This window comes from Pseudoalteromonas sp. CO342X (genome assembly GCF_004208915.1).
GTDB lineage: Bacteria > Pseudomonadota > Gammaproteobacteria > Enterobacterales > Alteromonadaceae > Pseudoalteromonas > Pseudoalteromonas maricaloris.
This window is the reverse complement of record NZ_SGPH01000035.1, coordinates 18,741-43,621: the sequence shown is the minus strand read 5'-3', so window position 1 is coordinate 43,621 and position 24,881 is coordinate 18,741. Positions and strand designations below refer to the sequence as shown.

The 24,881-nt window shown below is 43.9% G+C and carries 25 protein-coding genes and 1 tRNA gene; 22 read left to right on the top strand and 4 right to left on the bottom strand.

What is annotated here, in order from left to right; translation table 11 throughout:
• Positions 1-8: 8 nt before the first annotated feature.
• From EXT47_RS15575 to EXT47_RS15560, 4 genes are all read left to right on the top strand, one after another.
• Positions 9-500 carry a CinA family protein gene (locus EXT47_RS15575; protein WP_130127012.1) on the top strand — a complete coding sequence of 164 codons (492 nt, stop codon included), beginning with the start codon at positions 9-11 and terminating at the stop codon, positions 498-500.
• A 66-nt stretch (positions 501-566) separates the two neighbouring features.
• A complete protein-coding gene (gene recA / locus EXT47_RS15570) occupies positions 567-1,622 on the top strand; it encodes a recombinase RecA (protein ID WP_017218478.1) in 1,056 nt (351 codons plus the stop codon).
• Between the two features lie 339 nt (positions 1,623-1,961).
• Complete coding sequence (locus EXT47_RS15565) at positions 1,962-3,278, top strand: adenylosuccinate synthase (protein ID WP_010378944.1); 1,317 nt, start codon at positions 1,962-1,964, stop codon at positions 3,276-3,278.
• A gap of 242 nt (positions 3,279-3,520) precedes the next feature.
• Positions 3,521-4,159 carry a tetratricopeptide repeat protein gene (locus EXT47_RS15560; protein WP_010378945.1) on the top strand — a complete coding sequence of 213 codons (639 nt, stop codon included), beginning with the start codon at positions 3,521-3,523 and terminating at the stop codon, positions 4,157-4,159.
• 348 nt (positions 4,160-4,507) lie between these two features.
• On the opposite strand, the gene EXT47_RS15555 is transcribed toward EXT47_RS15560, so the two are convergent.
• Complete coding sequence (locus EXT47_RS15555; protein WP_010607207.1) at positions 4,508-6,379, bottom strand: sodium:proton antiporter; 1,872 nt, start codon at positions 6,377-6,379, stop codon at positions 4,508-4,510.
• Between the two features lie 571 nt (positions 6,380-6,950).
• Between EXT47_RS15555 and proB the strand changes: the two genes are divergently transcribed.
• A complete protein-coding gene (gene proB / locus EXT47_RS15550) occupies positions 6,951-8,051 on the top strand; it encodes a glutamate 5-kinase (protein WP_130127011.1) in 1,101 nt (366 codons plus the stop codon).
• A 3-nt stretch (positions 8,052-8,054) separates the two neighbouring features.
• Positions 8,055-9,302 (top strand): glutamate-5-semialdehyde dehydrogenase, encoded by a 1,248-nt coding sequence (locus tag EXT47_RS15545; protein WP_039493024.1) that lies wholly within the window; start codon positions 8,055-8,057, stop codon positions 9,300-9,302.
• A gap of 172 nt (positions 9,303-9,474) precedes the next feature.
• Here the strand turns inward: EXT47_RS15545 and EXT47_RS15540 are convergent.
• Positions 9,475-9,550: transfer RNA gene (locus EXT47_RS15540), tRNA-Ala, on the bottom strand.
• Positions 9,551-9,679: 129 nt separating this feature from the next.
• Between EXT47_RS15540 and EXT47_RS15535 the strand changes: the two genes are divergently transcribed.
• Positions 9,680-10,075, top strand: a complete 396-nt coding sequence (locus tag EXT47_RS15535) for a hypothetical protein (protein ID WP_130127010.1) — start codon at positions 9,680-9,682, stop codon at positions 10,073-10,075.
• Entirely contained in the window at positions 10,072-10,584 is a 513-nt protein-coding gene (locus EXT47_RS15530) for a prolyl-tRNA synthetase associated domain-containing protein (RefSeq protein WP_130127009.1), read from the top strand. Before EXT47_RS15535 ends, EXT47_RS15530 begins: the two co-directional genes overlap by 4 nt.
• Here the strand turns inward: EXT47_RS15530 and EXT47_RS15525 are convergent.
• Positions 10,543-11,676 carry an MFS transporter gene (locus EXT47_RS15525; RefSeq protein WP_130127008.1) on the bottom strand — a complete coding sequence of 378 codons (1,134 nt, stop codon included), beginning with the start codon at positions 11,674-11,676 and terminating at the stop codon, positions 10,543-10,545. The genes EXT47_RS15530 and EXT47_RS15525 overlap by 42 nt on opposite strands.
• Before the next feature lie 188 nt (positions 11,677-11,864).
• Here EXT47_RS15525 and EXT47_RS15520 point away from each other — a divergent pair, with 188 nt between their 5' ends.
• The 4 genes from EXT47_RS15520 (at position 11,865) to EXT47_RS15505 (ending at position 14,870) form a co-directional block, all read left to right on the top strand.
• Positions 11,865-12,401 carry a DUF2058 domain-containing protein gene (locus EXT47_RS15520; protein WP_130127106.1) on the top strand — a complete coding sequence of 179 codons (537 nt, stop codon included), beginning with the start codon at positions 11,865-11,867 and terminating at the stop codon, positions 12,399-12,401.
• A 72-nt stretch (positions 12,402-12,473) separates the two neighbouring features.
• Complete coding sequence (locus EXT47_RS15515; RefSeq protein ID WP_039493034.1) at positions 12,474-12,797, top strand: c-type cytochrome; 324 nt, start codon at positions 12,474-12,476, stop codon at positions 12,795-12,797.
• Positions 12,798-12,918: 121 nt separating this feature from the next.
• Complete coding sequence (locus EXT47_RS15510; protein ID WP_039493036.1) at positions 12,919-13,686, top strand: class II aldolase/adducin family protein; 768 nt, start codon at positions 12,919-12,921, stop codon at positions 13,684-13,686.
• Positions 13,687-13,694: 8 nt separating this feature from the next.
• Entirely contained in the window at positions 13,695-14,870 is a 1,176-nt protein-coding gene (locus EXT47_RS15505; RefSeq protein WP_039493039.1) for a mandelate racemase/muconate lactonizing enzyme family protein, read from the top strand.
• A gap of 128 nt (positions 14,871-14,998) precedes the next feature.
• Here EXT47_RS15505 and suhB read toward each other — a convergent pair whose 3' ends face one another.
• Positions 14,999-15,802 (bottom strand): inositol-1-monophosphatase, encoded by an 804-nt coding sequence (suhB, locus tag EXT47_RS15500; protein WP_045988903.1) that lies wholly within the window; start codon positions 15,800-15,802, stop codon positions 14,999-15,001.
• A gap of 215 nt (positions 15,803-16,017) precedes the next feature.
• On the opposite strand from suhB, the gene trmJ reads away from it, so the two are divergent.
• The 10 genes from trmJ to EXT47_RS15450 all read left to right on the top strand — a co-directional run bounded on the left by trmJ (position 16,018) and on the right by EXT47_RS15450 (position 24,877).
• Positions 16,018-16,746: a tRNA (cytosine(32)/uridine(32)-2'-O)-methyltransferase TrmJ gene (gene trmJ / locus EXT47_RS15495; RefSeq protein WP_039493041.1), complete on the top strand. Its 729-nt coding sequence runs from the start codon at positions 16,018-16,020 to the stop codon at positions 16,744-16,746.
• 291 nt (positions 16,747-17,037) lie between these two features.
• Positions 17,038-17,529 carry a Fe-S cluster assembly transcriptional regulator IscR gene (gene iscR / locus EXT47_RS15490; RefSeq protein WP_010378960.1) on the top strand — a complete coding sequence of 164 codons (492 nt, stop codon included), beginning with the start codon at positions 17,038-17,040 and terminating at the stop codon, positions 17,527-17,529.
• A 23-nt stretch (positions 17,530-17,552) separates the two neighbouring features.
• On the top strand, positions 17,553-18,767 hold the full coding sequence (locus EXT47_RS15485) for an IscS subfamily cysteine desulfurase (protein ID WP_010378962.1): 1,215 nt from the start codon (positions 17,553-17,555) through the stop codon (positions 18,765-18,767).
• 60 nt (positions 18,768-18,827) lie between these two features.
• Positions 18,828-19,211: a Fe-S cluster assembly scaffold IscU gene (gene iscU, locus EXT47_RS15480; RefSeq protein WP_010378965.1), complete on the top strand. Its 384-nt coding sequence runs from the start codon at positions 18,828-18,830 to the stop codon at positions 19,209-19,211.
• Between the two features lie 9 nt (positions 19,212-19,220).
• A complete protein-coding gene (gene iscA, locus EXT47_RS15475) occupies positions 19,221-19,544 on the top strand; it encodes an iron-sulfur cluster assembly protein IscA (protein ID WP_010378967.1) in 324 nt (107 codons plus the stop codon).
• A 60-nt stretch (positions 19,545-19,604) separates the two neighbouring features.
• Positions 19,605-20,129, top strand: coding sequence for a co-chaperone HscB (gene hscB, locus EXT47_RS15470; protein WP_130127007.1), 525 nt, complete (start codon positions 19,605-19,607; stop codon positions 20,127-20,129).
• A gap of 41 nt (positions 20,130-20,170) precedes the next feature.
• Entirely contained in the window at positions 20,171-22,033 is a 1,863-nt protein-coding gene (gene hscA, locus EXT47_RS15465; protein WP_130127006.1) for a Fe-S protein assembly chaperone HscA, read from the top strand.
• A 1-nt stretch (position 22,034) separates the two neighbouring features.
• Positions 22,035-22,373: an ISC system 2Fe-2S type ferredoxin gene (gene fdx / locus EXT47_RS15460; RefSeq protein ID WP_010607222.1), complete on the top strand. Its 339-nt coding sequence runs from the start codon at positions 22,035-22,037 to the stop codon at positions 22,371-22,373.
• A gap of 89 nt (positions 22,374-22,462) precedes the next feature.
• The gene (locus EXT47_RS15455) at positions 22,463-23,896 is read left to right on the top strand and encodes an NAD-dependent succinate-semialdehyde dehydrogenase (protein ID WP_130127005.1); all 1,434 of its coding nucleotides are present in this window, start codon (positions 22,463-22,465) and stop codon (positions 23,894-23,896) included.
• A gap of 99 nt (positions 23,897-23,995) precedes the next feature.
• Positions 23,996-24,877: an NTP transferase domain-containing protein gene (locus tag EXT47_RS15450; protein ID WP_165383823.1), complete on the top strand. Its 882-nt coding sequence runs from the start codon at positions 23,996-23,998 to the stop codon at positions 24,875-24,877.
• Positions 24,878-24,881 lie beyond the last annotated feature (4 nt).

Below are 24,881 nucleotides of genomic sequence, written 5' to 3'. Positions count from 1 at the left end.
GTTTTCCTATGGAGCACTACAAAGAGATAGCCGAATATGCGGCACAATTGGGCGCTATTCTAACGAATAACGGCGTAACAATCACTACCGCAGAGTCATGTACGGGTGGTGGGGTGAGTTATGCGTTAACAGATACGCCGGGGAGCTCTGCATATATAGAACGTTGTTTTGTGACATACAGTAATCAAGCTAAGCATGAATTATTGGGAGTATCACAACAAACGCTAACGCAATTTGGTGCAGTGAGCGAGCAAACGGTTTTGGAAATGGTCAAAGGCGCTCAGCAGGCAGCCCATGCTGAAGTTGCCATTGCTGTGTCCGGTATCGCAGGACCAACTGGGGGCAGTGCTGATAAGCCAGTAGGTACTGTATGGTTTGCTATTGCAAATAGTGACAAAGTTCAGGTATTTCACCAACTATTTACTGGAAGTAGGGCCGAAATAAGAGTTCAAGCTATTGAATTTGCATTAAAAAATACTATAGCAATGGTAAAATCATAAAATTCTACTTGATACTGTAATTTCATACAGTATACTAGGTGTCATTACGCTGAATTGGAGAAGCAAATGAACGATAACAAGCAAAAGGCATTAGACGCAGCACTATCACAAATTGAGCGTCAGTTTGGTAAAGGCTCAATCATGAAACTGGGTGAGAACAAGGCGCTAGATATTGAAGCCATCTCAACTGGTTCACTAGGTCTGGATATTGCACTTGGTATCGGCGGCTTACCAACTGGTCGTATTGTTGAAATCTATGGTCCAGAATCATCAGGTAAAACAACGCTAACATTACAAGCGATTGCAGAAGCGCAGAAGCTTGGTAAAACATGTGCGTTCGTTGATGCTGAACACGCACTCGATCCAATCTATGCTGAAAAGCTAGGCGTTAATGTTGATGAGCTATTAGTATCACAGCCTGACACCGGTGAACAAGCGCTTGAAATTTGTGACATGTTAGTTCGTTCTGGTGCGGTTGATTTGGTTGTTATTGACTCGGTAGCAGCACTTACCCCTAAAGCTGAAATCGAAGGCGATATGGGTGACTCACACGTTGGCTTGCAGGCTCGACTCATGTCACAAGCATTGCGTAAGCTTACAGCTAATATCAAACGCTCGAATACATTATGTATTTTCATCAACCAAATTCGTATGAAGATTGGTGTAATGTTTGGCAACCCTGAAACCACAACTGGTGGTAACGCACTTAAATTCTATGCATCTGTACGTCTTGATATTCGTCGTATCGGTTCAGTGAAAGAAGGTGATGAGGTTGTTGGTAACGAAACTCGCGTTAAGGTTGTGAAAAACAAAGTAGCACCACCATTTAAGCAAGCTGAGTTCATCATCATGTACGGTGAAGGTACGTCGAAACAAGGTGAGTTGATAGATTTAGGTGTGAAACACAAACTGGTTGATAAAGCGGGTGCTTGGTTTAGCTACAACGGCAATAAGATTGGCCAGGGTAAAGCAAACTCGATTAAGTTCTTAAAAGAAAATGTTGAGATTGCCAACGAAATTGAAGGCAAGTTGAGAGAAATGCTCCTAGCGCAAGCGGTTATTATGCCTGAAGAGGGAGAAGATAAAGGCCTTGCTGAAGTTGAAGACGATTTAGAGCTATAGGCTAGTCACCCAAGCTTAACTGCTCGCCAGCAAGCTTGAGCTATATTTTAAAAAGCCCAAAGGTTAACCTTTGGGCTTTTTACGTTTTATAAAAGTTTACTTTTGATAACAAAGAGATAGTTATCGATTAATCCGAACAATACAGCTATTTTGATATAAAAATAAAATACGTTGTTTGATTTTCAGCTATTAATCCACCTTTTCAACAAGTTATGTAACTTGCCTTGATGCTTTACATCATCAATCTTATTGAAAGCAGAAAAATTAGGCAAATTGGGGTGATTTCGACTATGGTTTTCTGGTAAAATCTGCGCCTAATTTTTTCTAAGTGAATTTGCAATGGGTAAAAACGTCGTTGTATTAGGCACCCAATGGGGTGACGAAGGTAAAGGTAAAGTAGTTGACCTACTTACAGATAAGGCTTCTTTAGTTGTTCGCTACCAAGGCGGACACAATGCTGGCCATACACTAGTAATTAACGGTGAGAAAACGGTACTACACTTGATCCCATCAGGTGTACTACGCGAAGACGTTAAATGTGTAATTGGTAATGGTGTAGTACTTGCACCAGATGCACTAATGAAAGAAATCCACATGCTTGAAGCGCGTGGCGTTCCTGTACGTGAGCGTCTATTGATCAGCGAAGCATGTCCTTTGATCTTGCCTTACCACGTTGCACTAGACCAAGCGCGTGAACTAGCGCGTGGTGAAAAAGCCATTGGTACAACTGGCCGTGGTATCGGTCCTGCATACGAAGATAAGGTTGCACGTCGTGGTTTACGTGTTGGCGATCTTTTCAACCCAGAGCAATTTGCTGCGAAGCTTAAAGAAGTATTAGAGTTCCACAACTTCGCCTTGGTTAACTACTACAAAGTAGACCCAGTAGACTTCCAGAAGACATACGATGATGCAATGGAAGTAGCAAAAGTACTTAAGTCAATGATTGTTGACGTTACTGAACTACTTGATCAAGCGCGTAATGCTGGCGACCATATTCTATTTGAAGGTGCGCAAGGTACATTACTTGATATTGACCACGGTACTTACCCGTACGTAACCTCATCAAACACTACAGCCGGTGGTGTTGCGACTGGTGCAGGTTTTGGTCCGCTACACTTAGATTACGTTTTAGGTATTGTTAAAGCTTACACAACTCGTGTTGGTTCAGGTCCTTTCCCTACAGAGCTTTACGATGGTCAAGATAAGCAAGACCCAGTTGGCAGACACTTAGGCGAGAAAGGTAACGAGTTTGGCGCAACAACTGGTCGTTTACGTCGTACCGGTTGGTTTGATGCAGTGGCAATGCGCCGTGCAGTTCAAATCAACAGCATCAGTGGTTTCTGCTTAACTAAACTAGACGTACTTGATGGTTTAGAAAAAGTGAAAATCTGTACTGGTTACCAATTAGAAGACGGCACTGTGACTAATGTGACTCCTCTTGCTGCTGAAGGCTATGAGAAAGTGACTCCAGTATACGAAGAAATGCCTGGTTGGAGCGAAAACACCTTTGGTGCAACTTCTGTTGAGCAGCTTCCAGAAGCCGCTATCAACTATATCAAGCGCCTAGAAGAAATCACTGGCGTGCCAATTGATATCATTTCAACAGGCCCAGACCGCGTTGAGACAATGATTGTTCGCAACCCTTTTGCTGAATAATCCTGCTGTCGATTGATAAAGAAAAAAGCTGCTACGGCAGCTTTTTTTGTGTCTATTACCCTACAAGTTTTTGTCTTCCTGCCGATAAGTAAGTGAATTTTTGCTCAGATGATGAAATTAGACTTCGCTTTGGCGTAAATAATGCTTAATCAAATTTGAGTGTCGATGTTGCTGCAGAGCAAGTAATTTGCCTCTGTAGCCTGCTATAGTTAAACAATCAGCTTTACTTTGATGGGTCTTCGATGAATTACTTACTTCGTTATTTTGCAGCTTCAGCATTGAGTGTTTCCTTAAGTCTCAGTATACAGAGCAAAGTATCTGCCGAAGAGGCTATCGAAGCTGTGCCTTTGTATACGCAGCAAGAGCTACTAGCGCTCATTGAAAAAAATCAACACCTTGCTCGGGTTAAAGCGGATGAGTGCCAGCTGGTTAAAGATATTGAAGCGCGTGCTGAGATCATGGCGCTGCCTTCGTATCAGTTTCTTTATGGTGACATGTTAGCTTATGCCGTGTGTGTAGACAGAGATGTTGAGCTCGGCCTTTATTATATGAAAAGGGCAGCAGAGCAGGGCCTTGCCGCGGCGCTTGAACAATTAGGTCGTTACTATGATGTTGGCCAGTTGGTGCAAGAAGATAAAGCGATGGCGGTAACCTATCTGAGAGAAGCCGCTGCGCTTGGCAACTTAAACGCTCAATTAAGACTCGTAGATGTGTTTAATCAAGGTCATGGTAGCCCTAGAGATTATGAAGACGCCTACCGATGGTTGTTCCATTCCGCAGTTGCAGATAAAAAGCTACATAAGCGGATTCAGGTAGCACTAGGGCAATTGGCAAATAAAATGCCTGATAGCGTGGTCAAGCGCGCGAGATTGCCTATATAACCTGAATTCGGGATAACAACTTGTTCTCTAGCAGCTGCTATTCCTTACTACTGCGTTAAATTTGCTTGCAATAGGCCAGCTATTGACGCACAAATTTGCCTTGTATTAAGAAATAACTTCTGGCTAGAGTGATACTACGCTTTTGAGCTTAGTGATTTTAGTGGATTAACTTACTTCTTATCCCGAGTTTAGGTTATATAACCTGAGGCTCAGGTTAACTCCGTTGGATCAATAGGTTTTACTTTCAGCAGATTATGAATGGAAAGTAAAAGCGGCGTAAGTGACGCCGCTTTGCTTGTTTCTAAATAAAGCCGGTAAAGCTAGCTTATTTCTTATCCAAATCTCAGGTTAAGTAATTTGTTGGCTGCTAAGCTTTGCACCAATTTGGCCTTCTTTATTTGCATTTGGATCTTTAAGCACCGTTAACTTAGGCGGCTGCAATGCCAACACGCGGTCGCCTTCTTCTGGAAGCTTTTTCATGTCAGAGGTAAACGGGCGGATCAAGATGGGTTCCTCATCTTTGTTCTGCTCTGTGAGTACAAACAGTGGGATTGCTTCACTGTTAACCTCTTTATACTGTTCCCATTTAAACTCTTCTGAGATCCGCGTTACGCTCACTTTACCGCCCTTAGCCATCATGCTACTTAGCTTGGCGTAATTACCTTCGTCGCCAAATAAGATTTGGCGAGAAAGGAAAGTGGCGCTATCTTTGTTCGCCTTAGCGTGGTTAGTGGATGATTTGAGCGAATAAACACATTGATCGCCAAGTAAGTGAGAAAAGTACTGTACACCCAAAGCGTTGTGGTGACGGTTAGGTGAAAGCGCTAGCACTGACTTTAAGCTGGTCAACGGGAGGTAACGCTCTGCATGCTCCGACTGTGGGTTACCATAGTAACAAGGCAGTCCGTCCATTCTCGCCATCTTGCAGTTTTCCCATGCGGGATCGGAGAGATAAACATCAATATTTTGGTCTTTTAAGCCTTTAGCCACCGCTCTAGCTACATGGTTTGCACCAATGATAAGTAAGGTATTGGGCTTTGGTTGACGTACTCCTAAAAGACGTGCGAAAGGCGTTGCCGTTAGGCTTTGTAGTACCACGGTGACAATGATGACGGTGAAAATAAGCGGCACCATTTTATCCGCATCTGCTATCTGTGATTTGGTCATACTTAACGCAAAAACTGAGCCTACCGCTGCAGCAACAATGCCTCGAGGAGCTATCCAGCTTAACAGAATACGAGACTTTATCGGTAAGTCAGTATTGAACGTCGATAAGAATATCGACAGTGGTCGAGCAATAAATAATACTACAGCTAGAAAAATAAAGACGTCGGTGTCTAACAGCATTAAATCTTCTAACTTGAGTCGTGCCGCGAGTAAGATAAATAAGCTCGAAATCAGGATCATTGAGAGATCTTCTTTAAACTCTAACACTGAGTCTATTTCCAAGTCATCTTGGTTAGCGAGCCAAATACCAAAGATAGTCACGGCCAGTAAACCCGACTCATGGCTCAGATGATTAGATAGCGTAAAGCTAAACAACACCAGCGCTAAAATGGCGAATTTGTGAAGCTCGAAAGGAAGCCACTCTTTTCTTATTAGGTAAGTGGTTAGGTAACCTGATGCGACACCAATACTTATCCCAACACCAAGCGTTGATACGAGCGCCCACAAGGTGTGACTAAAGATACCTTCGCCACCAACTAAAGAGACGGCTTCAAATACGAGTACCGCAAAGAGTGCACCGATTGGGTCTATGACTATACCTTCCCAACGTAAAATACGATCTATGTCTTTGTCTGGGCGCATGGCGTTCAGCATCGGGGCAATAACCGTTGGACCGGTCACGACAAGTACTGCGCCCAAAACGGCGGCAACTTGCCAGTTAAGCTCCAGCACGAAAATTGCGGTCGTTGCTATCACCGCAAAGGTTGCTAACATCCCGATAGAACAAAGGTTTCGTACGACCTTACCAATTCCTTTGAGTTCTTTAAAATGCAGGGTTAGTGAACCTTCAAAAAGGATAACGGCAACGGAAAGTGAGACGACGGGAAAGAGTAAATCCCCGAGTAAGGCATCTGGATCCAGCGTGCCACTAAATGGCCCCAAAGCAAGACCAATAAGAAGTAAAAACAAAATTGCAGGAACCTTAAAGGCCCAAGCAAGCCATTGTGCTATTACAGAACATACTGCAATACCTGCAATGTAGATTGCTGACATAGATTCTCCCCGGTTGGATTATCCCAACATTTTTATCAGTATAGCTAGCATCCTGTTATAACACAGCGCGAATGAGGGTAAAGTGAATAAATTACTGAAAATAAGGTATTATAAAATTGATTTATGGTGGTCATAAATAATTAACATGGGATAGGGTTGCAATCTTACCCGAGCTTACGTTAAGGTAATAAGCGTTCAAGGCGTGGAGTAAATCGCGCCGTCATTCACAATCTACTCATTACGCAATTATTCATTGCGGTACAGCCTTTCCGGCCGCACCAAACCATGGTGGCCCTGTTGGAAACGGCTCGACGTCAAGGGTTAAGTACTTGATGTCACAATCAATCTTCTATTAGTGAAATGTCAGCCAGTTAACGATTGTTGCTGTGTCTGGGTTTAGCATGTGTGGCGACATGATGGGACTAAGGTCTTCGCCGTCGCACGTCTGTCTGTTTTATCTATTTGCCGACTTTTTGGTCGATGCATTGCGCTTTCTGTTGTCTTCTAATAGGAGATATTTGGAGTACCAACTCGTGAGTGGGTGGTTAATTTAATGCAGGAATTTATGTCGATGAAACAGTCAAAACGTATAGTAATCAAGATCGGAAGTGCGTTGATCGCGCCAGAGCAAGATGGGTGTCGATCCCGCTATTTACTCAGCATCGCGCAATTCATCGTGCGTTGTCGAGCCCGAGGTATCGAAGTGATCCTCGTCTCTTCAGGTTCAGTCGCAGCAGGGGCGCACTTATTTCCAAACTCAGAGCAGCCTAGCATTGCGGTGAAAAAGGCGATGGCGGCAGCTGGCCAAACCGAGATGATGGCTACGTGGGACCGCTTCTTCGACTTCCCGTCGGCGCAGATATTGCTGACTCACGGTGACCTACGTGATAGAGAGCGCTACACCAGTATTCGTGAAACAATATTCACTTTACTCGATCATGGAATACTGCCTATTATCAATGAAAATGACACCGTGACCACAGACGATTTGAAGGTGGGTGATAACGATAATTTATCTGCCATGGTTGCGGGGGCTGCAGATGCCGATGGGCTAATTATTTGCTCCGATGTCAGTGGTTTATATAACAAAAACCCTAATTTACACGCAGATGCAGAGCTGATCTCAGAGGTGACAGAGATCACTGAAGAAATCTACGATATGGCAGGTTGTCCAACGAGCAAGGTTGGCACAGGTGGTATGAAGACCAAAATTGAAGCTGCTGAAAAGGCGACGTCTCACGGTATAGATACCTATATTGTTAACGGCTTCGAAGAAACAACCTTTGAATTATTGTTGACGGGAAAAAATCCAGGCACGGTATTTACAGCCTATGATAAACCGATGCAAGAAGCGGTGCATTGGATGACTCACACGGCATCAGAGCAAGGTGAGCTAGTCGTAGATAGCGATTATGGCTCAGGCGAAAATCAAGTGGTCGGTCAGTTAAGTGGCGATGAAATCACTGAAGTAAAAGGTGAGTTTTCTGTTGGAGATACCGTACTCGTGAGGAGCAAAGACGGTAAGCGCTTAGCCAAAGCAACCACCAATTACAGTAGCTGCCTATTAAACTTTTTAACTGAACATGAAGAGAACCCGATCAGCGAAAGAATTCAAGATAGTATCGGACCCGTTATTTCAGAACAAGATATTGCATTATTGGAGAAGTCATAAGACATGAGTTTAATCACAGATATTTCATCACAGGCTGCAAAAGCAGCGAAACAGTTAGCACTATTATCTACAGAGCAAAAAAATGCAGTGTTAGCAGATATGGCAAAAGGGATCCGTGATAACAGCGATGCCATTATTAAAGCCAATGAAGCTGACTTAGCTGCTGCTCGTGATAACCAGCTTAGCGACGCCATGATAGATAGATTAACGCTTAACCAAGCGCGGATTGAAAGCATGGCTGAGGGCATTGAGACCATCATTCAACTGGACGATCCAGTGGGTGCACGTAGAGACATGGGTGTAAGACCAAATGGCATTAAAATCAGCAAAATGCGAGTGCCACTTGGTGTTGTCTGCATGATTTATGAGGCGCGCCCCAATGTCACCGCTGACGCCGGTGCGCTGTGTTTTAAATCAGGTAATGGTGTTATTTTGCGTGGTGGTAAAGAAGCGTTAGCGAGTTCTTTAGAGATCGCAAAAGCGATGCATAAGGCGCTCGAAAAACATAATCTACCTGCCGCATTGGTTTCTGTTATTCCGGATCCAGACCGCGCGTTGTTAATGGAGCTGATGCAGCAAAAAGAATATATCGACCTTATCATCCCACGTGGCGGTGAGGGTCTAATCAATTTCGTTACTGAGAATAGTACGGTGCCAGTGATCCAGCATTTTAAAGGCGTGTGTCACTTATATATAGATAAAGCGGCCGATCTCGATAAAGCAATGGCGCTTCTGTTAAACGGTAAAACGCAGCGTACTGGTGTATGCAATGCGCTTGAAGGGTTAATCGTTCATCAAGATATCGCCCCGACTTTTTTACCGAAAGTTGCAGCAGCATTAGCAGAAAGAGGCGTGAAAATTAATGCGTGTAAGCAAACCGTAGCTTATTTTGATAATGCAGTTGAATTGAGTGATGACGAGTTTGGCGAAGAATACTTGAGCCTTGAAATAGCGGTTCGTCAGGTTGCTGATTTTAATGCAGCGCTTGCACATATTGATCGCTTTGGTAGTCACCATACCGAAGTTATCTGTACGGAGGACAAAGCAGCTGCTGATTTGTTCCAACGTGGTGTTGATGCTTCCGTCGTGATGGTTAACGCCTCTTCACGCTTTAGTGATGGTTCAGCGTTAGGTTTAGGTGCCGAGATTGGTATTGCTACCACCAAATTGCACGCATACGGACCTATGGGCTTGGAGTCGCTAACAACCGAAAAGTTTTTAGTAAATGGTGAAGGCCAAATCAGAGAATAATGAACAGATGCTGCTTGAGTAGATCGAAGAATCATACTCAGTGGTATACACAGAATGACATAAGTAACTGCAAAGCTCGGGTCGAAAGACTTGGGCTTTTTTCTTCTCGATTTAAGGTGTTAATGTTGTAAGAAGTAAGAAGTAAGAAGTAAGAAGTAAGAAGTGCGGAAAGTGGTGGAGCTAAGCAGGATCGAACTGCTGACCTCCTGCGTGCAAGGCAGGCGCTCTCCCAGCTGAGCTATAGCCCCACATTCCGTCAGTGGACGAAGCGAAATTTAATCATTTTTTATATTCCCGTCAACCCCAGACAAAAAATTTCGCTATTTTTTTATAGTCTTTGTTACACTGAACTGAAAATAAAACGAATTAAGCGAATTATGGTTCTGCGTCATATCTTTTCTATTCTCATTATTGGGCTGCTAGCGAGTTGTGCATCAAAGCCTGATGAGCCTGAACTTATTATCGAAAAGCAATCTCTTCATAAGCGTCTTTCGCCAACTGGTGATAAAGAATTTGCTTTCATTGTAACGGTAAAAGCAACACCTCGAATGGAGCTGGATGCAAGTAAGCCAATATCAAGGAGAGAACTAAAACGCTTTGCCGAGTTTGAGCGTATTGAAGATTCCCCCTCTCTAAAACTCAAGCTAGAAGAGCAAGCCGTCGCCTTGTTAAAACCGGCTTTGATTGAGGCGGACTATTGTAATGCAGGTCATAAAATTACCGATGTATACTGGCGACAGCGTAGCGTTCAGTTACGAGGTAAGTGTTTGTGATCAGAAACAATCCAAGTGCACTTGCAGAGCGGCTCGCTCAGCTAGATATCAACTATCTCAATTATGAGCATCCACCGTTACATACTTGTCTAGATGCTGACAACTTGAAGTTAGCGAGAAAAGGGACGCGACTGAAAAATCTTTTCCTCCGAGATAACTATGGAAAGCGACACTTTCTTTTTATTATTCCTGCAGATAAGCAAGTCGACCTAAAAGCACTGTCTAAATCTCAAGGGGTGTCGCGTTTAGGTTTTGCATCGACGGACAGGCTAGCAAAGTATTTAGGAGTGGAACAAGGCTGTGTATCAGCACTCACATTGCATAACGACAGTGAGCAACAAGTCGAATTATGGCTTGATAGTGAACTGCAATCTGCGCATTTATGGCAGTGTCACCCTCTAGTGAATACTAAAACTTGGGTGTTAACGCTCGAAGATTTGAAACGCTTTTGGCAAGTCACTGGGCACTCACCTCACTGGGTTGACTGTGTTTCTCAAACTCAGAGCTAAGCCGACTGTACAGACGGTAAAAAGTGACGCACAAAACCAAGTGATACCAGCTTGCTCATAAATCAAACCCGGAAGATAAGATCCCAGCACGCCTCCGGAATAATAAAATGAAACATAAGCGCCATTAGTGACGGTTGCAGGTGCCTGACTAATACTGTTGGCTAATGGCGCAGCGGTTGAATGGATCACAAACATACAGGCGCAGAATAGCGTAAATAAGACCACAAAAAAGAACACAGACGCCACGGGTAATAGCGCAATGGTTGTAGCATAGATGAAGAACATCACAGCTAAAAATCGCCAAGTAGAATGAAATTTACTTTGTAGCCAAGGTGTAACGATAGACCCTAAAGCACCAACTAAATAGCCTGTATAGACCCAGCCCACTTTGCTGGGATCGGTTAAATTAAAGTCGTACTTGAGTATAAAAGGTAAAAAGTTAAGTAGTCCCGCGAAGCAGAAAAACATACAAAATACAGAGCTGTATAATCTCACTAGGCGTGATTGCTTGAGTGGTGCCAGGTAGTCCCTGATCCTTGTCGCGTGAATTATTGGTGGTTTGTTCTTGCTGGCCCGAATGCTAAATGCCAGCACAATCAATAACAATGCGTTTAGGTAATAGAAACTTTGCCACTCAAACCAGACAGTAAAGTTGGCTGCAAGCGTACGGCCAAAATAACCTCCGGCTATGGTACTTCCGATGTACAAGCTCATGTTTCTTTTCAACTGCGAGCCACTAAATTGTTGGCCGATATAACCCGTCATGGCAGTGAGTGCAGCAGGGAGTAACAGTCCTTGAACTAGTCGTGTAAGCAACAAGCCCGAGAATGAAGTCATTGAAGCGAAAGCCAAACTACTTAGCGCCAATAGTAGCATTGTCCATTTTAAGATCCGCAAAGGATTGGACTTTGCCAGCAATAATCCGTAGCAGATTGGCGCGATAGCTAAAGGTAGCATAGTCGCTGACATCAGCATGCCCGCATCAGACGCTGACACACTAAATTGCTCTGCAAACTCAGCCAGCAGCGGCTGCGGTGCATAGAGCACAAAAAAAATGGTCACAGAGCAAAGCAATAGATGAATGACGGGCATTAAGCAATAAGGCTTTTAATTTCGATGAGTTAGCTTAAATTAAAGCAAACTAGATGACAATTTTTTGCGCTAAATCACGATGCGCAACAATAATTTTGGTAGTTTTACATTAGATTGACCGATTCCTCTCTGGTCAATCGAAATTGCTGAGTTAAAATAGTGAAAAGTCTATTTTACGGAGTTGCATGATGGGTTCACTGCAAGATCAGTTGCTAAAAGCAGGTCTAACAACTGAGCACAAGGCGAAAGTTGCAAAAACACAAAAGCGTAAACAGCAGAAGAAAAAGAAAAAAGGCGCAACGAGCGACCAAACAGATCTTCAAAAACATATTGAGCAAACGAAGCTTGAGCAGCAAAAGCGTGCCGAAGAGCTAAATAAAGCGAAGCAAGAAACGCTAAAAGATAAAGAGCAAGTTGCTCGTGTGAAGCAGATCTTAGAACATCATAACCAAGATGAGATCCGCGGCAATGTGACCTTTAACTTCACATACCAAAATAAGGTGAAGGAGTTAGAAGTTAATTCCGAAACACAAAAAGCGCTATCAAAGGGGCGTTTAGCGATTTGTGTGTTAGAAGAGCAGTTCTACGTACTACAAGATGAACCAGCTAGAAAGATCGCAGAGGTAGACGAGAAATATATCGTTTTCCATGTTGAGGACAATCAGCAAGGTGATGAGGATGACCCTTACGCTGACTTTGAAGTCCCAGATGATTTGATGTGGTAGTGATTAGGCTTTAGGTCGAACTTTAGTCTACACTGACTTACAACGTTAACCGTCAATAAAAAGAGTAATGATATGAGCAAGATGAAAAAACTACTAGTAGGGACTACGGTGGCAATTTGCGCACTAGGTTCAGCAAGTTCAATGGCTGCAGATGGTAAAGCATTATATACAGCAAAGATGTGTCAAACCTGTCATGGTGCAGATGGTAAAGCACCAATCATGCCTCTGTATCCTAAGCTAAATGGTCAAAGCAAAGAGTATTTAGCGGCGCAAATGAAAGATATCAAATCAGGTAAACGTAATAACGGTATGACAGCAGCAATGAAGGCGATGGTTGCTAATGTCACTGACGCTGAAATCGATGCGATTGCAGAGTATCTATCTAAAGTTGAATAACATCAAAGTTAGATATCAAAGATGATAAAAAACCACCGTTCGCGGTGGTTTTTAGTTGAAGATATAATTAAGCTAATTTAGACTTCTATACATCCAAATGTGGAGTCAATAAGGGATCCCCATGTTCGAATTACCTCAGTTAAATTTAAAAGACAAAGTAAGCGCAGAAGAATGGCAGCTGCGTGTTGACCTGGCCGCTTGCTATCGACTGGTTGAGCACTTTCGTTGGGGAGATCTAATTTATACGCATATGTCGGCGCGTTTGCCGGGTACGGATCATTATTTAGTAAACGCCTTTGGCCTGACCTTTGATGAAGTCACCGCTTCTAATTTGGTGAAGGTCGATCTTGAAGGGAATATTCTTGATGATACGCCATTTAAGATTAATCCCGCGGGTTTTACCATTCACAGTGCAATCCATGAGGTGCGAGAAGATGCGCATTGCGTTATCCACCTCCATACCAAAGAGACGATCGCGGTCGCCAGTGTAGAGGGGGGGTTATTGCCTTTGAGTCAGCACAGTATGTTCTCATTACCATCACTATCGTATCATGGCTATGAAGGCTTGGCGGTGAATATGGATGAGAAAAAGCGCTTGCAAGATGACTTAGGTACAACCAATCATATGCTGCTCGTAAACCATGGTGGTTTAACTGTTGGACCAACGGTAGGCGATGCCTTTATGCGTTTTTATGACTTACAGCGTGCATGCGAGATTCAAGTTGCGATTCAAGCAACGGGACAGCAAGCGGTACCTGTACCACAACCCATTATTGATAACATTTATAACCAAGCGAATGTCGTGCATAGCGGTAGCACCGGTGGTCAATTAGCATGGCCTGCAATGCTTCGTAAAGCTTACCGCCTAGATCCAGGCTTTGCTCAATAGGAGTCAACATGAAAGTTAATCGCGTCGAAGTCTTCGATATTCATTGTCCAGATAGACCTGCTTGGACACCCGTTTTTGTTCGTATTCACACCGATGAAGGCATTTCAGGGGTTGGTGAAGCTGGGCTTGCATACGACCTCGGCCACAGCGCTGCGGCTAGTATGATCAAAGAAATGGCTGAAGCTTTTTTAATTGGTCATGACCCTTTTCAAACCGAGCTGCTTTGGTCGCGTATGCTGAGAGAAAGCTTTTGGGGTTTAGGTGGCGGACCTGTAGTGTATGCGGCGATGTCAGCAATAGATACCGCGCTTTGGGATATTAAAGGTAAAGCCCTAAACCTACCTGTTTATCAATTGCTTGGTGGTAAAGTGAACCCTGAGCTTCGCACCTATGCCTCGCAATTACAGTTTGATTGGGATAGCGAGTTTAAAGCACTAGTTCAACCACACGAATATGCTGAAGCGGCTCACAAAGCCATTGCTGAAGGGTACGATGCGGTTAAAGTTGACCCAATTCAGTACGACAAAGATGGCAACACCTATTACGATAGAACTAAGCTTATCTCGCGCGCGGAAATGAAATTATACCGTGCAAGAATGAAAGCAATACGTGAAGCGGTAGGTGATGAAGTGGATATTATTTTTGAGTGCCACAGCTTACCAGGCGCGACATCAGCCATTCAAATTGCAGACATCGCTGAAGAATTTGATTGTATGTATTATGAAGAGCCAGTGAATTATCTTAACCACTCTTTACACGCAAAGGTAGCCAACAAGACTTCTGTGCCAATCGCTGGTGGTGAACGTTTGTATAATCGCTGGGGTGTTCGCCCTTATTTTGAAGATCAAAGTATTGATGTACTACAGCCAGATATTGGCCTCTGTGGTGGCTTTACGGAAACTAAGAAGGTATGTGATTACGCCGATATCTTTGATATCCGTATTCAGGCGCACGTCTGTGGCGGCCCGGTAGCAACCGCAGCTTCATTACACTTGGAAACCGCGATCCCAAACTTCCTGATCCATGAGCACCATACTTACGCAATCAAAAAGTGGAACAGAGAGCTATGCTTGCAAGACCCGCAGCCTAAGAACGGTATCTTTAGAGTGTCAGAAGAGCCGGGGCTTGGTATTGAGCTAAACGATGAAATCGTAATGCGCTCAGCCCGTGTGGAAATTAAGTAGGTATCCGTCGCTCAACTTAAATAGCTGAGTTTGGAATAACAGCTAGTTCTTACTATTGTTATTCTTAGACTCAATCAGATACAAAAAAACCCAAGCAGTGCTTGGGTTTTTCATCTAAGCCAGAGTTATTATTTTAACAATGACTCAGTTAATACTGGGCGAATTTCTTTTACAATCGCTTGGCAAAGCTTAGGTGCGCCACAGATGATGTTACCGCTACGGTTAAAGTTAGCACCGCCAGCAAAATCAGTGACCATACCGCCTGCTTCTTTTACCAACAGCTCACCAGCCGCTGTATCCCAAGGCTTAAGGCCAATTTCAAAGAAGCCATCCATACGACCTGCTGCAACATATGCCATGTCTAAAGCGGCAGAGCCCGCGCGGCGGATATCAGCTGTATGAATGAATAATGCTTTGAACGCTTCTAGGTAGGCATCCATGTGGTGCTTTTGCTTGAAAGGGAAACCTGTGGCAAGCACAGTGCCTTGTAATTCAATAGACTTAGATACACGAATACGTTTGTTGTTTAGCTGTGCGCCTTGGCCACGAGAAGCAGTAAATAATTCGTCGCGGATTGGATCGTATACAACAGCTTGCTCTACGCGGCCTTTAACTCTTAGCGCGATAGAAACAGCATAATGAGGGATACCTTTAACGAAGTTAGTTGTACCGTCTAGAGGATCGATAACCCAAAGGTAGTCTGCATCTTTGCCTTCGTGATGACCAAATTCTTCACCAACAATAGAGTGATCAGGGTAAGATTTTAAAATTGTGTCACGAACGATTGATTCCGCATCTTTATCGATGTTAGTTACTAAATCATTAGTGCCTTTTTGAGTGGCTTCAACGCGCGATAAATCTTCACTTGCACGTAGGATAATCTTACCTGCGTTACGCGCAGCGCGTACCGCAATGTTCAACATTGGATGCATAGCATTACCTTTAGGTTGTAAAAGAACAGGATCATTTTGAGCCGGCGTATTCTAGCGGTTTTTTCTCTAAAGTAAATAACCAATTGTGAATTTTTCTGGTTGTTTTTTGTACTCCGTTGCTGCGTAAAGATTTTTAATTTCTGGTTGTGGAGCTTGGAAAAACGCAAATCAGATATGCTACACTGCGCCATTATTTTTGTTTGAGACTCGTGTAAATGGCTTTAGAAGATATTCGAATTGTATTAGTGAACACCTCACACTCTGGCAATATTGGCTCTGTTGCGAGAGCGATGAAGACGATGGGGTTATCTAAGCTTTATTTAGTTGACCCTGCATGTGAAGTGGACAGCCATGCAAGTGCATTGGCGGCTGGCGCAACCGACGTGTTGGGTGCAGCGACTAAAGTCGATACACTTCAAGAGGCGATTGCTGATTGCGCTTTAACTATTGGCACGAGTGCGCGCTCACGCACTTTGTCGTGGCCAATGGTAGACCCGCGTGAGTGTGCACAAAAATTGGTTGCTGAGTCGGTGAATGGTCCTGTCGCCCTTGTATTCGGTCGTGAGAATAGCGGCCTCACAAATGAAGAGTTGCAATTGTGCAACTATCATGTGTGTATTCCAGCTAATCCTGAGTATAGCTCGCTTAATCTTGCGATGGCAGTGCAAACTTTGGCCTACGAAACGCGTATGACATATCTAGACACGCAAGAAAAACAGCCAGAAGAAGTGGATGAAACGATTTACCCATCATCAAAGCAGATGGAGTTATTCTACGAGCATCTTGAAAATACCCTGAATGACACCGGCTTTATCATCAAACAGCATCCGGGCATGGTAATGACTAAGCTAAAGCGTTTGTTCAACCGTGCTAGACCGGAAGATCAAGAACTTAATATTCTACGTGGGATCCTAAGTTCGATAGATAAATCTACTAACAAGTAAACCAAACACGATAACAGTATTGGCCAACTCAGCGCGCCAATACTGTTATATTTCTATTGTCTAAATGTTAACCATTCCTTTTGTGAAATCTTGCATAAATCTTCATCACTAATACTTGACTAAAATACTCAGGTAATTACAATATCCATAATACCTGATTAAATTACTCAGGTATTTCGGGTAGGCATACGAGGGTTGCAGATTTAAAGCCGTTATTATGCTTGGTTAATACTTGACTATCTTAGTCAAGTAATTAAAATTTGCGGCTTGGTAAATTAGCGGGGGTTATGCATGAAACTGACATCAAAAGGCAGATACGCCGTGACAGCAATGTTAGATGTTGCGTTACACGCAAGTATTGGCCCTGTTCCACTAGCCGATATCTCTGAACGACAAGAGATTTCGCTATCTTACCTTGAACAATTATTTGCCCGTCTACGTAAACATGGCTTGGTAAGCTCTGTACGTGGTCCTGGCGGCGGCTACTTATTAGGCCGTGATGCACACACAATTTCTGTTGGTGATGTGATTAATGCAGTTGACGAGTCCGTTGACGCAACACGTTGTCACGGCGAAGGCGGCGGTTGCCAAAGCGGTATGCGCTGTCTGACTCATTCATTGTGGTCTGATTTAAGTGTGCGAATTGAAGAATTTTTAAACAGTATTTCCCTAGCCGAGTTAGTCGCCGACGCGGATGTTCAATCCGTAGCAACGCGGCAAGATAAGCACGTTAAACGTGTTATCGAGCAATTAGACAATATTCAAGTGAGCTGTCAACTCTAGGTTGACGTCAAGCGGAGAGATAAATGAAATTACCGATATATCTAGATTATGCAGCAACCGCTCCGGTTGATCAGCGTGTTGCAGACGAGATGATGCAGTGCCTGACAATGGATGGTAACTTTGGTAATCCAGCTTCTCGTTCACACCGTTTCGGTTGGCAAGCAGAAGAACTGGTTGATCAGGCGCGTAATGATATCGCTGATTTAATCAACGCTGACCCGCGTGAAATCGTTTTCACATCTGGTGCAACTGAGTCAAACAACCTTGCAATCAAAGGTGCTGCACAGTTCTATAAAAAGAAAGGTAAGCACATCATCACTGTTCGTACTGAACATAAAGCAGTACTAGACACCTGCCGTGAGCTTGAGCGTCAAGGCTTTGAAGTGACGTATATGGATGTTGAAGACAACGGCTTACTTGACTTGAAAAAGCTTGAAGCAACGATGCGCGAAGACACTGTTTTAGTGAGCGTAATGCACGTTAATAACGAGCTAGGTGTTATTCAAGATATCGCGACTATCGGTGAGATGTGTCGTGAGCGCAAGATCATGTTCCATGTTGATGCGGCGCAAAGTGCTGGCAAGGTATTAATCGACCTACAAACATTGAAAGTAGACTTTATGTCATTTTCTGGCCACAAAGTTTATGGTCCTAAAGGTATCGGTGCGTTGTACGTACGTCGTAAGCCTCGCGCGCGTTTAGAAGCACAAATGCACGGTGGTGGTCATGAGCGCGGTATGCGTTCAGGTACTCTTGCTACTCACCAAATCGTGGGTATGGGCACTGCATTTAGAATTGCTAAGCAAGACTTTGAAAAAGACCATGCACACATCAGTGCGCTTCGTCAGCGTCTATTGGACGGCCTAATGGATATGGACGAAGTTTATTTTAATGGTGCTATCGACCAATCAGTACCTGGCATTGTAAACATTAGCTTCAACTTTGTTGAAGGTGAAAGTCTACTAATGGCAGTTAAAGACATTGCGGTTTCTTCAGGTTCTGCATGTACATCGGCGAGCTTAGAGCCATCTTATGTACTGCGTGCTCTAGGTCGTAATGACGAGTTAGCACACAGCTCTATCCGTTTCAGTATTGGTCGTTTTACGACAGAAGAAGAGATCGATTACACCGTCAATCTTCTTAAGAATTCTATTGGTCGCTTACGTGAGATGTCACCGCTTTGGGAAATGCACCAAGATGGCATCGATTTAGATAGCGTTGAATGGGCACACCATTAAGCAAGTTTTAGCCGCTGGCTGGATACTATCCAGCCGCAAGCAGGTAGTGAGGAAATAGTTATGGCTTACAGTGATAAAGTTATCGACCACGTTGAGAATCCACGTAACGTAGGTTCTTTAGACAAGAACGATCCAAGCGTAGCAACGGGCATGGTGGGGGCACCTGCATGTGGCGACGTAATGAAGCTACAAATTAAAGTGTCAAAAGAAGGCATCATCGAAGATGCGAAATTCAAGACATATGGTTGTGGTAGCGCGATTGCATCATCATCCCTTGTGACTGAGTGGGTGAAAGGTAAATCGTTAGAAGAAGCTGCGACTATCAAAAACACTGATATCAGTGCAGAGCTTGAGTTGCCACCAGTGAAAATCCACTGCTCAATTTTGGCAGAAGATGCGATTCAAGCTGCGATTGCAGATTATAAGAGTAAACAAGCGAAGTAAGAGACTATTATGGCAGTGACGTTAACAGATGCAGCCGCTAATCGCGTATTAGCCTTTTTGAGTAACCGTGGAAAAGGCATAGGGCTGCGCGTTGGTATTAAAACCACGGGCTGTTCAGGTCTTGCTTATGTTCTCGAATTTGTCGACGATTTAGATGAAGGCGATGAAGTATTTGAAGACAAAGATGTCAAAATCATCGTTGATGCAAAAAGCTTAGTTTATATCGACGGCACAGAGCTTGATTACACAAAAGAAGGTCTGAATGAAGGGTTTAAATTCAATAACCCAAATCAGAAAGACGAATGTGGCTGTGGCGAAAGCTTCACCGTATAGTTTGCAACAGTGAATAGCTTAAAGCCCTGCCTTGGTGGGGCTTTGCTGTATTAGGTGCGTATGCGTTATTTTGAATTATTTGATTTAACTGTTGATTATCACGTTGATTTAAACAAACTAAATCAAGGTTATTTAGAGCTACAGCGTGCAGTTCACCCAGATAGATTTGCTGGTAAAAGTGAGCGAGAGAAGTTGCTCGCGGTACAGAAAACCGCAGAGATCAATGACGCGCTAGCGGTACTTAAACACCCAGTTAAACGCGCCGAGTATATGTTAAGCGAAAAGGGTGTAGACATACGTGCAGAGCAACAAACGTTGCAAGATCCGATGTTTTTAATGCAACAGATGGAGCTGCGTGAAGCGTTAGAAGAATTACCTGATGCGGCGGATCCTGACGGCGCGATTGCAGAGTTCGAAACACAGATTAAAGCGTTAGATACAGAGTTTAGCGCCTCCCTTGCCGAGCAGCTTCAAAGTGATGACATGAGCACATTAGAAGCCGCAGCAGACAATATTCGTAAGCTAAAGTTTGTCTACAAGTTACGCGACGAATTAGCACGTATCGAAGATGAATTATTCGATTGATGATGTATAGCATCAACAAACGTTAAAGTGAAAAGAGCATTATGGCATTATTGCAAATTGCTGAGCCGGGGCAGAGCGCGGCACCTCATGAGCATAAATTAGCGATTGGTATTGACTTAGGTACCACGAACTCTCTTGTGGCAACAGTACAAAGTGGCGAAACGAAGACCCTTAGCGATTTAATGGGTAAACCTATGCTGCCGTCGGTAGTAAGGTACACCGAATCAGAGGTTATCGTTGGTGAACAAGCCCAAGCAGCTTCTGCTGAAGACCCGACTAATACGCTTATTTCTGTCAAACGTTTTTTAGGTAAAACGCAATCTGAAATAGAACAAAGCTATGGTCAGTTGCCTTATAACTTTGTCGATAATAACGGTTCGCTTGCTATTGAAACCGTAGCAGGCGCTGTAAGCCCAGTGCAAGCTTCCGCTGAAATTTTAAAAACATTACACCAACGTGCTATTGATAGCTTTGCTGGTGAAGATGTAATGGGCGCAGTGATCACTGTTCCTGCGTATTTTGATGATGCACAAAGACAAAGTACAAAAGACGCAGCCGAGCTTGCTGGTCTAAAAGTATTAAGACTTCTCAATGAGCCGACTGCGGCTGCGGTAGCTTATGGGCTAGACTCTGGTCAAGAAGGCGTGATCGCGGTTTATGACCTTGGTGGTGGTACGTTTGATATTTCTATCTTACGCTTAAACCAAGGAGTGTTTGAGGTATTATCAACCGGTGGTGATTCTAGCCTCGGTGGTGATGACTTTGATTCATTGTTGGTCGATTTCTTCAAACAGCAAACTCAGCTATTTGATTTAAACCCAAAAGAGCTACGCTTGTTTATCAATAAGGCAAGAGCCTGTAAAGAAGCGCTTTCAAGCTATGAAACGGTAAACGTAGAGCTACCAGTTCGCGAGCAAAAATTGGTTGTTTCGATCACGCGTCAAGCATTTGCTGAAATGGCAATGCCATTGGTTAAAAAGACTTTACGCTCTTGTCGCCGCGCGTTAAAAGACGCGGGTGTCACAGCAGAAGAAGTCTTGCAGGTTGTGATGGTGGGTGGGTCGACTCGTATGCCGGTGGTGCGTGAAGAAGTCGGTAATTTCTTTTCCAAAGAGCCACTAACATCAATCGATCCAGACCGTGTGGTGGCATTGGGTGCTGCTATCCAAGCTGATATTTTAGTGGGTAACAAGCCTGACTCTGACATGTTACTACTTGATGTATTGCCATTGTCTTTAGGCCTAGAAACTATGGGTGGATTGGTTGAAAAAATCATTCCGCGTAATACCACTATTCCTGTTGCACGCGCACAAGAGTTTACCACCTTTAAAGATGGTCAAACCGCTATGTCATTGCATGTATTGCAAGGTGAGCGTGAACTCGTTGATGATTGTCGTAGCTTAGCTAAATTTAGTCTAAAAGGCATTCCGCCAATGGCGGCAGGCGCTGCGCATATTCGAGTCACTTTTAGAGTTGACGCGGATGGTCTATTGAGTGTTTCGGCTGAAGAAAAGTCGACAGGCGTGCAGGCTGAGATCCAAGTCAAACCGTCGTTTGGTTTGAGCGATGACCAAGTAGCGCAAATGCTAAAAGATTCGATGAGCAATGCCAAAGAAGACATGAGCGCTCGTATGCTTAAAGAGCAGCAGGTTGAAGCGCTGCGTGTGTTAGAAGCGTTAGAGGCATCGCTTGCAACGGATGGTCATCTGTTGGCAGAAGATGAGCTCAATACACTGCGTGGTGCAATGACTGAACTTGCACAAATTCGCGAAAGTGCAGACAATCCAGAGCAGATTAAAAAGGCGATCGAAGAAGTCGATCAGGCGAGTAGTGATTTTGCTTCACGCCGTATGGATGAATCAATTAAAAAGGCACTGCAAGGGCAGTCGGTAGACGAGGTGTAATATGCCACAAATTATCTTTTTACCCCATGAAGAGTTATGTCCGGAAGGTGCTGCAATCGAAGCGAAAACGGGTGAAACTGTACTCGATGTGGCGTTGAAAAACGGAATTAGCATTCCACATGCCTGTGAAAAGTCATGTGCATGTACTACGTGCCATATCGTTGTTCGTGAAGGTTTTGACTCGCTGGAAGAAAGCGATGAGTTAGAAGATGACATGCTAGATAAAGCATGGGGTCTCGAAGCTGAGTCTCGTTTAGGTTGCCAAGCGATAATTAGTGATGAAGACTTAGTGGTTGAAATTCCAAAGTACAATCTCAATATCGTTAATGAAGACCATTAAGTGCTGCTAACAACTTAGGTTGTTACTGACAAATTTAATAAAAGCCGTAGTCTTATGCTACGGCTTTTTGCTTTTCTAGGAGGAACGCTATGTCACTCATCAGTAATCCCGAATTTTCACTTATCAATGGCCAAGCACATCATAGTAAAACGCAAGTCGATGTGGTTAATCCTGCAACTGGAGAGCACCTTGCTCAGGTTTCTGAGGCGGATAATCAGGCAGCTGATAAAGCGCTGCAAGCAGCGGCTGAAACCTTCGAAAAACTCGCTAGCACGACAGCACATGCCCGTAGTCAAGTACTTAGAAAATGGTACGAATTGGTAATAGAGCATCGTCAGGTGTTGGCTGAAATCGTCACTAAGGAACAAGGCAAACCGCTTAAGGAGGCACTTGCCGAGGCGGATTATGCTGCAGGATTTATTGAGTGGTATAGCGAAGAAGCCAAGCGCGCCTATGGTCAGGTTATTCCCAGTCATTCTCAATCACATGAGCTAACTACAATCAGGCAAGGGGTTGGTGTTGTACTTGGGATCACACCGTGGAATTTTCCACTGGCGATGATCACCAGAAAAGTAGCACCAGCTTATGCCGCAGGCTGTAGTTTTATTTTAAAGCCTTCAGAGAAAACCCCTCTTGCGGCCATCGCACTGGCTAAGCTGGCTATTCAGGCAGGAATGGAAGTTGGCGCTTTTCAGGTGTTAGTGACTAACGATTCTAAAGGGTTAGTAGCACATCTTACTGAGTCACCACAAGTGCGAAAACTCACTTTTACGGGGTCAACGCAAGTGGGGAGTGCGTTGTTGAAGCAATGTGCCGACACAGTGAAAAAAACGTCAATGGAGCTTGGTGGTAATGCACCATTTATTGTTTTCGACAGCGCTGATGTTGAGCAAGCGGTAAGTGGTTTGATGGCAGCGAAGTTTAGAAATGCAGGACAAACTTGTGTGGCCGCAAATCGTGTGTTTGTTGCGAAAGGTATCGCGGCAGAGCTACTCAATACGCTCACTCAGCAGGTTAGCACACTCACCTTGGGAAATGGTCTAGAGCAAGGTGTTGATATTGGTCCACTCATTTCACTTGAAGCCAAACAAAAAGCACAGCAGTTGTTGGAAGATGCGTTAGCTAAAGGTGCGAGCATCGCTTATCAAGGTGATAAACAAAGCGGCCAATTTATGGCACCAGTAGTTATCACGGATGTAAATAGCACCATGCGGCTCTTCCATGAAGAAATTTTTGCACCGATTGTCAGCATTATTGATTTTGAGAGTGAAGATGAAGTGGTAAGGATGGCAAACTCTGTGCCGGAAGGGCTTGCTGCTTATTTTTATTCGAATGATGGCAATCAAATAAGGCGAGTAAGTCATGCGCTTGAGTATGGCATGGTTGGGATTAATGAAGGGATCATATCCAATCCTGTAGCGCCTTTTGGTGGTGTGAAGTTTTCAGGTCTTGGCCGAGAAGGGGCACAGGAAGGACTGCTTGAATACCAAGAAATAAAGTACTTATGCCAAAAGTTTAGCTAGTTCACACTAATTGCGAGGACGCCTTTCCTCGCAATTGCTTTTATTCTGTGCAAAAGCTCAGTACACTTACCCGCTTATTTGAGTTTTGATATTTTTTCAATGATAGGAATCGAACACCCCCCTAAGCTGATCATTTTGGCAGGTGGATTAGGAAGCCGCTTTGGTGGTAATAAGCAGGTTGCTGAGCTGCCAAGTATCGATAAAAGCATTATGGAATTGAGCATAATTGATGCGCATCATGCTGGTGTGCGCGATGTTATTTTGATCATCAATGATAAAGTGCGAAGTCTAATCGAAAATGTGATATTGCCACGATTGCCAAAGGCGCTGAACATTACTTTAGTGCAGCAGCGGCTTAGCGATATTCCGAATGAATTTATCGACTGTTTGGCAGGGCGAGAAAAACCATGGGGCACAGGACATGCGCTGTTGTGTGCAAAACCATACGTTGATAAGCCTGCGATAGTTATTACGGCGGATGATTATTACGGGCCTGATGCATTTGAGCAGCTTGTTGAACATTTTCAGCATCATAGCAATATGGCGATGGTCGCATACCCAATTATAAATACCTTATCAGATCAAGGTGGAGTAAACCGTGGCGTTTGTCAGGTACAAGCGCAACAACTACACTCGGTTGAAGAGGCATTAGATATTCGCTTTGAAAACGGCGAGTTGTCAGGTGATATTGCAGGTAAGCGGTGTAAGATAGCAAGCTCTGCGCTGGCTTCGATGACCTGCTGGGGTGTGACACCGTCACTTTTTGATTCATTAGAAGTCGGGTTTAACGCGTTTTTAAGGAATTATGACAGCGGTGTCAAAAAAGAGTATTATCTGCCGGATTGTATCCAACATAGTATCAATAAGGGCCTACAAACCGTGTCGGTCTACCAAGCTAAATCACATTGGTACGGTATAACTTATAAGAGCGAACTAGACATTGTCGCGAGAAAGATTTATGAAGCACGTCAGGGAAGATAATCAT

What these genes read in the sequence shown, in the direction of transcription:
- EXT47_RS15575 (WP_130127012.1), top strand. Translation starts at nt 9, where the DNA reads ATGGAGCACTACAAAGAGATAGCCGAATATGCGGCACAATTGGGCGCT.
- recA (WP_017218478.1), top strand. Translation starts at nt 567, where the DNA reads ATGAACGATAACAAGCAAAAGGCATTAGACGCAGCACTATCACAAATT.
- EXT47_RS15565 (WP_010378944.1), top strand. Translation starts at nt 1,962, where the DNA reads ATGGGTAAAAACGTCGTTGTATTAGGCACCCAATGGGGTGACGAAGGT.
- EXT47_RS15560 (WP_010378945.1), top strand. Translation starts at nt 3,521, where the DNA reads ATGAATTACTTACTTCGTTATTTTGCAGCTTCAGCATTGAGTGTTTCC.
- EXT47_RS15555 (WP_010607207.1), bottom strand. Translation starts at nt 6,379, where the DNA reads ATGTCAGCAATCTACATTGCAGGTATTGCAGTATGTTCTGTAATAGCA.
- proB (WP_130127011.1), top strand. Translation starts at nt 6,951, where the DNA reads ATGAAACAGTCAAAACGTATAGTAATCAAGATCGGAAGTGCGTTGATC.
- EXT47_RS15545 (WP_039493024.1), top strand. Translation starts at nt 8,055, where the DNA reads ATGAGTTTAATCACAGATATTTCATCACAGGCTGCAAAAGCAGCGAAA.
- EXT47_RS15535 (WP_130127010.1), top strand. Translation starts at nt 9,680, where the DNA reads ATGGTTCTGCGTCATATCTTTTCTATTCTCATTATTGGGCTGCTAGCG.
- EXT47_RS15525 (WP_130127008.1), bottom strand. Translation starts at nt 11,676, where the DNA reads ATGCCCGTCATTCATCTATTGCTTTGCTCTGTGACCATTTTTTTTGTG.
- EXT47_RS15520 (WP_130127106.1), top strand. Translation starts at nt 11,865, where the DNA reads ATGGGTTCACTGCAAGATCAGTTGCTAAAAGCAGGTCTAACAACTGAG.
- EXT47_RS15515 (WP_039493034.1), top strand. Translation starts at nt 12,474, where the DNA reads ATGAGCAAGATGAAAAAACTACTAGTAGGGACTACGGTGGCAATTTGC.
- EXT47_RS15510 (WP_039493036.1), top strand. Translation starts at nt 12,919, where the DNA reads ATGTTCGAATTACCTCAGTTAAATTTAAAAGACAAAGTAAGCGCAGAA.
- EXT47_RS15505 (WP_039493039.1), top strand. Translation starts at nt 13,695, where the DNA reads ATGAAAGTTAATCGCGTCGAAGTCTTCGATATTCATTGTCCAGATAGA.
- suhB (WP_045988903.1), bottom strand. Translation starts at nt 15,802, where the DNA reads ATGCATCCAATGTTGAACATTGCGGTACGCGCTGCGCGTAACGCAGGT.
- trmJ (WP_039493041.1), top strand. Translation starts at nt 16,018, where the DNA reads ATGGCTTTAGAAGATATTCGAATTGTATTAGTGAACACCTCACACTCT.
- iscR (WP_010378960.1), top strand. Translation starts at nt 17,038, where the DNA reads ATGAAACTGACATCAAAAGGCAGATACGCCGTGACAGCAATGTTAGAT.
- EXT47_RS15485 (WP_010378962.1), top strand. Translation starts at nt 17,553, where the DNA reads ATGAAATTACCGATATATCTAGATTATGCAGCAACCGCTCCGGTTGAT.
- iscU (WP_010378965.1), top strand. Translation starts at nt 18,828, where the DNA reads ATGGCTTACAGTGATAAAGTTATCGACCACGTTGAGAATCCACGTAAC.
- iscA (WP_010378967.1), top strand. Translation starts at nt 19,221, where the DNA reads ATGGCAGTGACGTTAACAGATGCAGCCGCTAATCGCGTATTAGCCTTT.
- hscB (WP_130127007.1), top strand. Translation starts at nt 19,605, where the DNA reads ATGCGTTATTTTGAATTATTTGATTTAACTGTTGATTATCACGTTGAT.
- hscA (WP_130127006.1), top strand. Translation starts at nt 20,171, where the DNA reads ATGGCATTATTGCAAATTGCTGAGCCGGGGCAGAGCGCGGCACCTCAT.
- fdx (WP_010607222.1), top strand. Translation starts at nt 22,035, where the DNA reads ATGCCACAAATTATCTTTTTACCCCATGAAGAGTTATGTCCGGAAGGT.
- EXT47_RS15455 (WP_130127005.1), top strand. Translation starts at nt 22,463, where the DNA reads ATGTCACTCATCAGTAATCCCGAATTTTCACTTATCAATGGCCAAGCA.
- EXT47_RS15450 (WP_165383823.1), top strand. Translation starts at nt 23,996, where the DNA reads ATGATAGGAATCGAACACCCCCCTAAGCTGATCATTTTGGCAGGTGGA.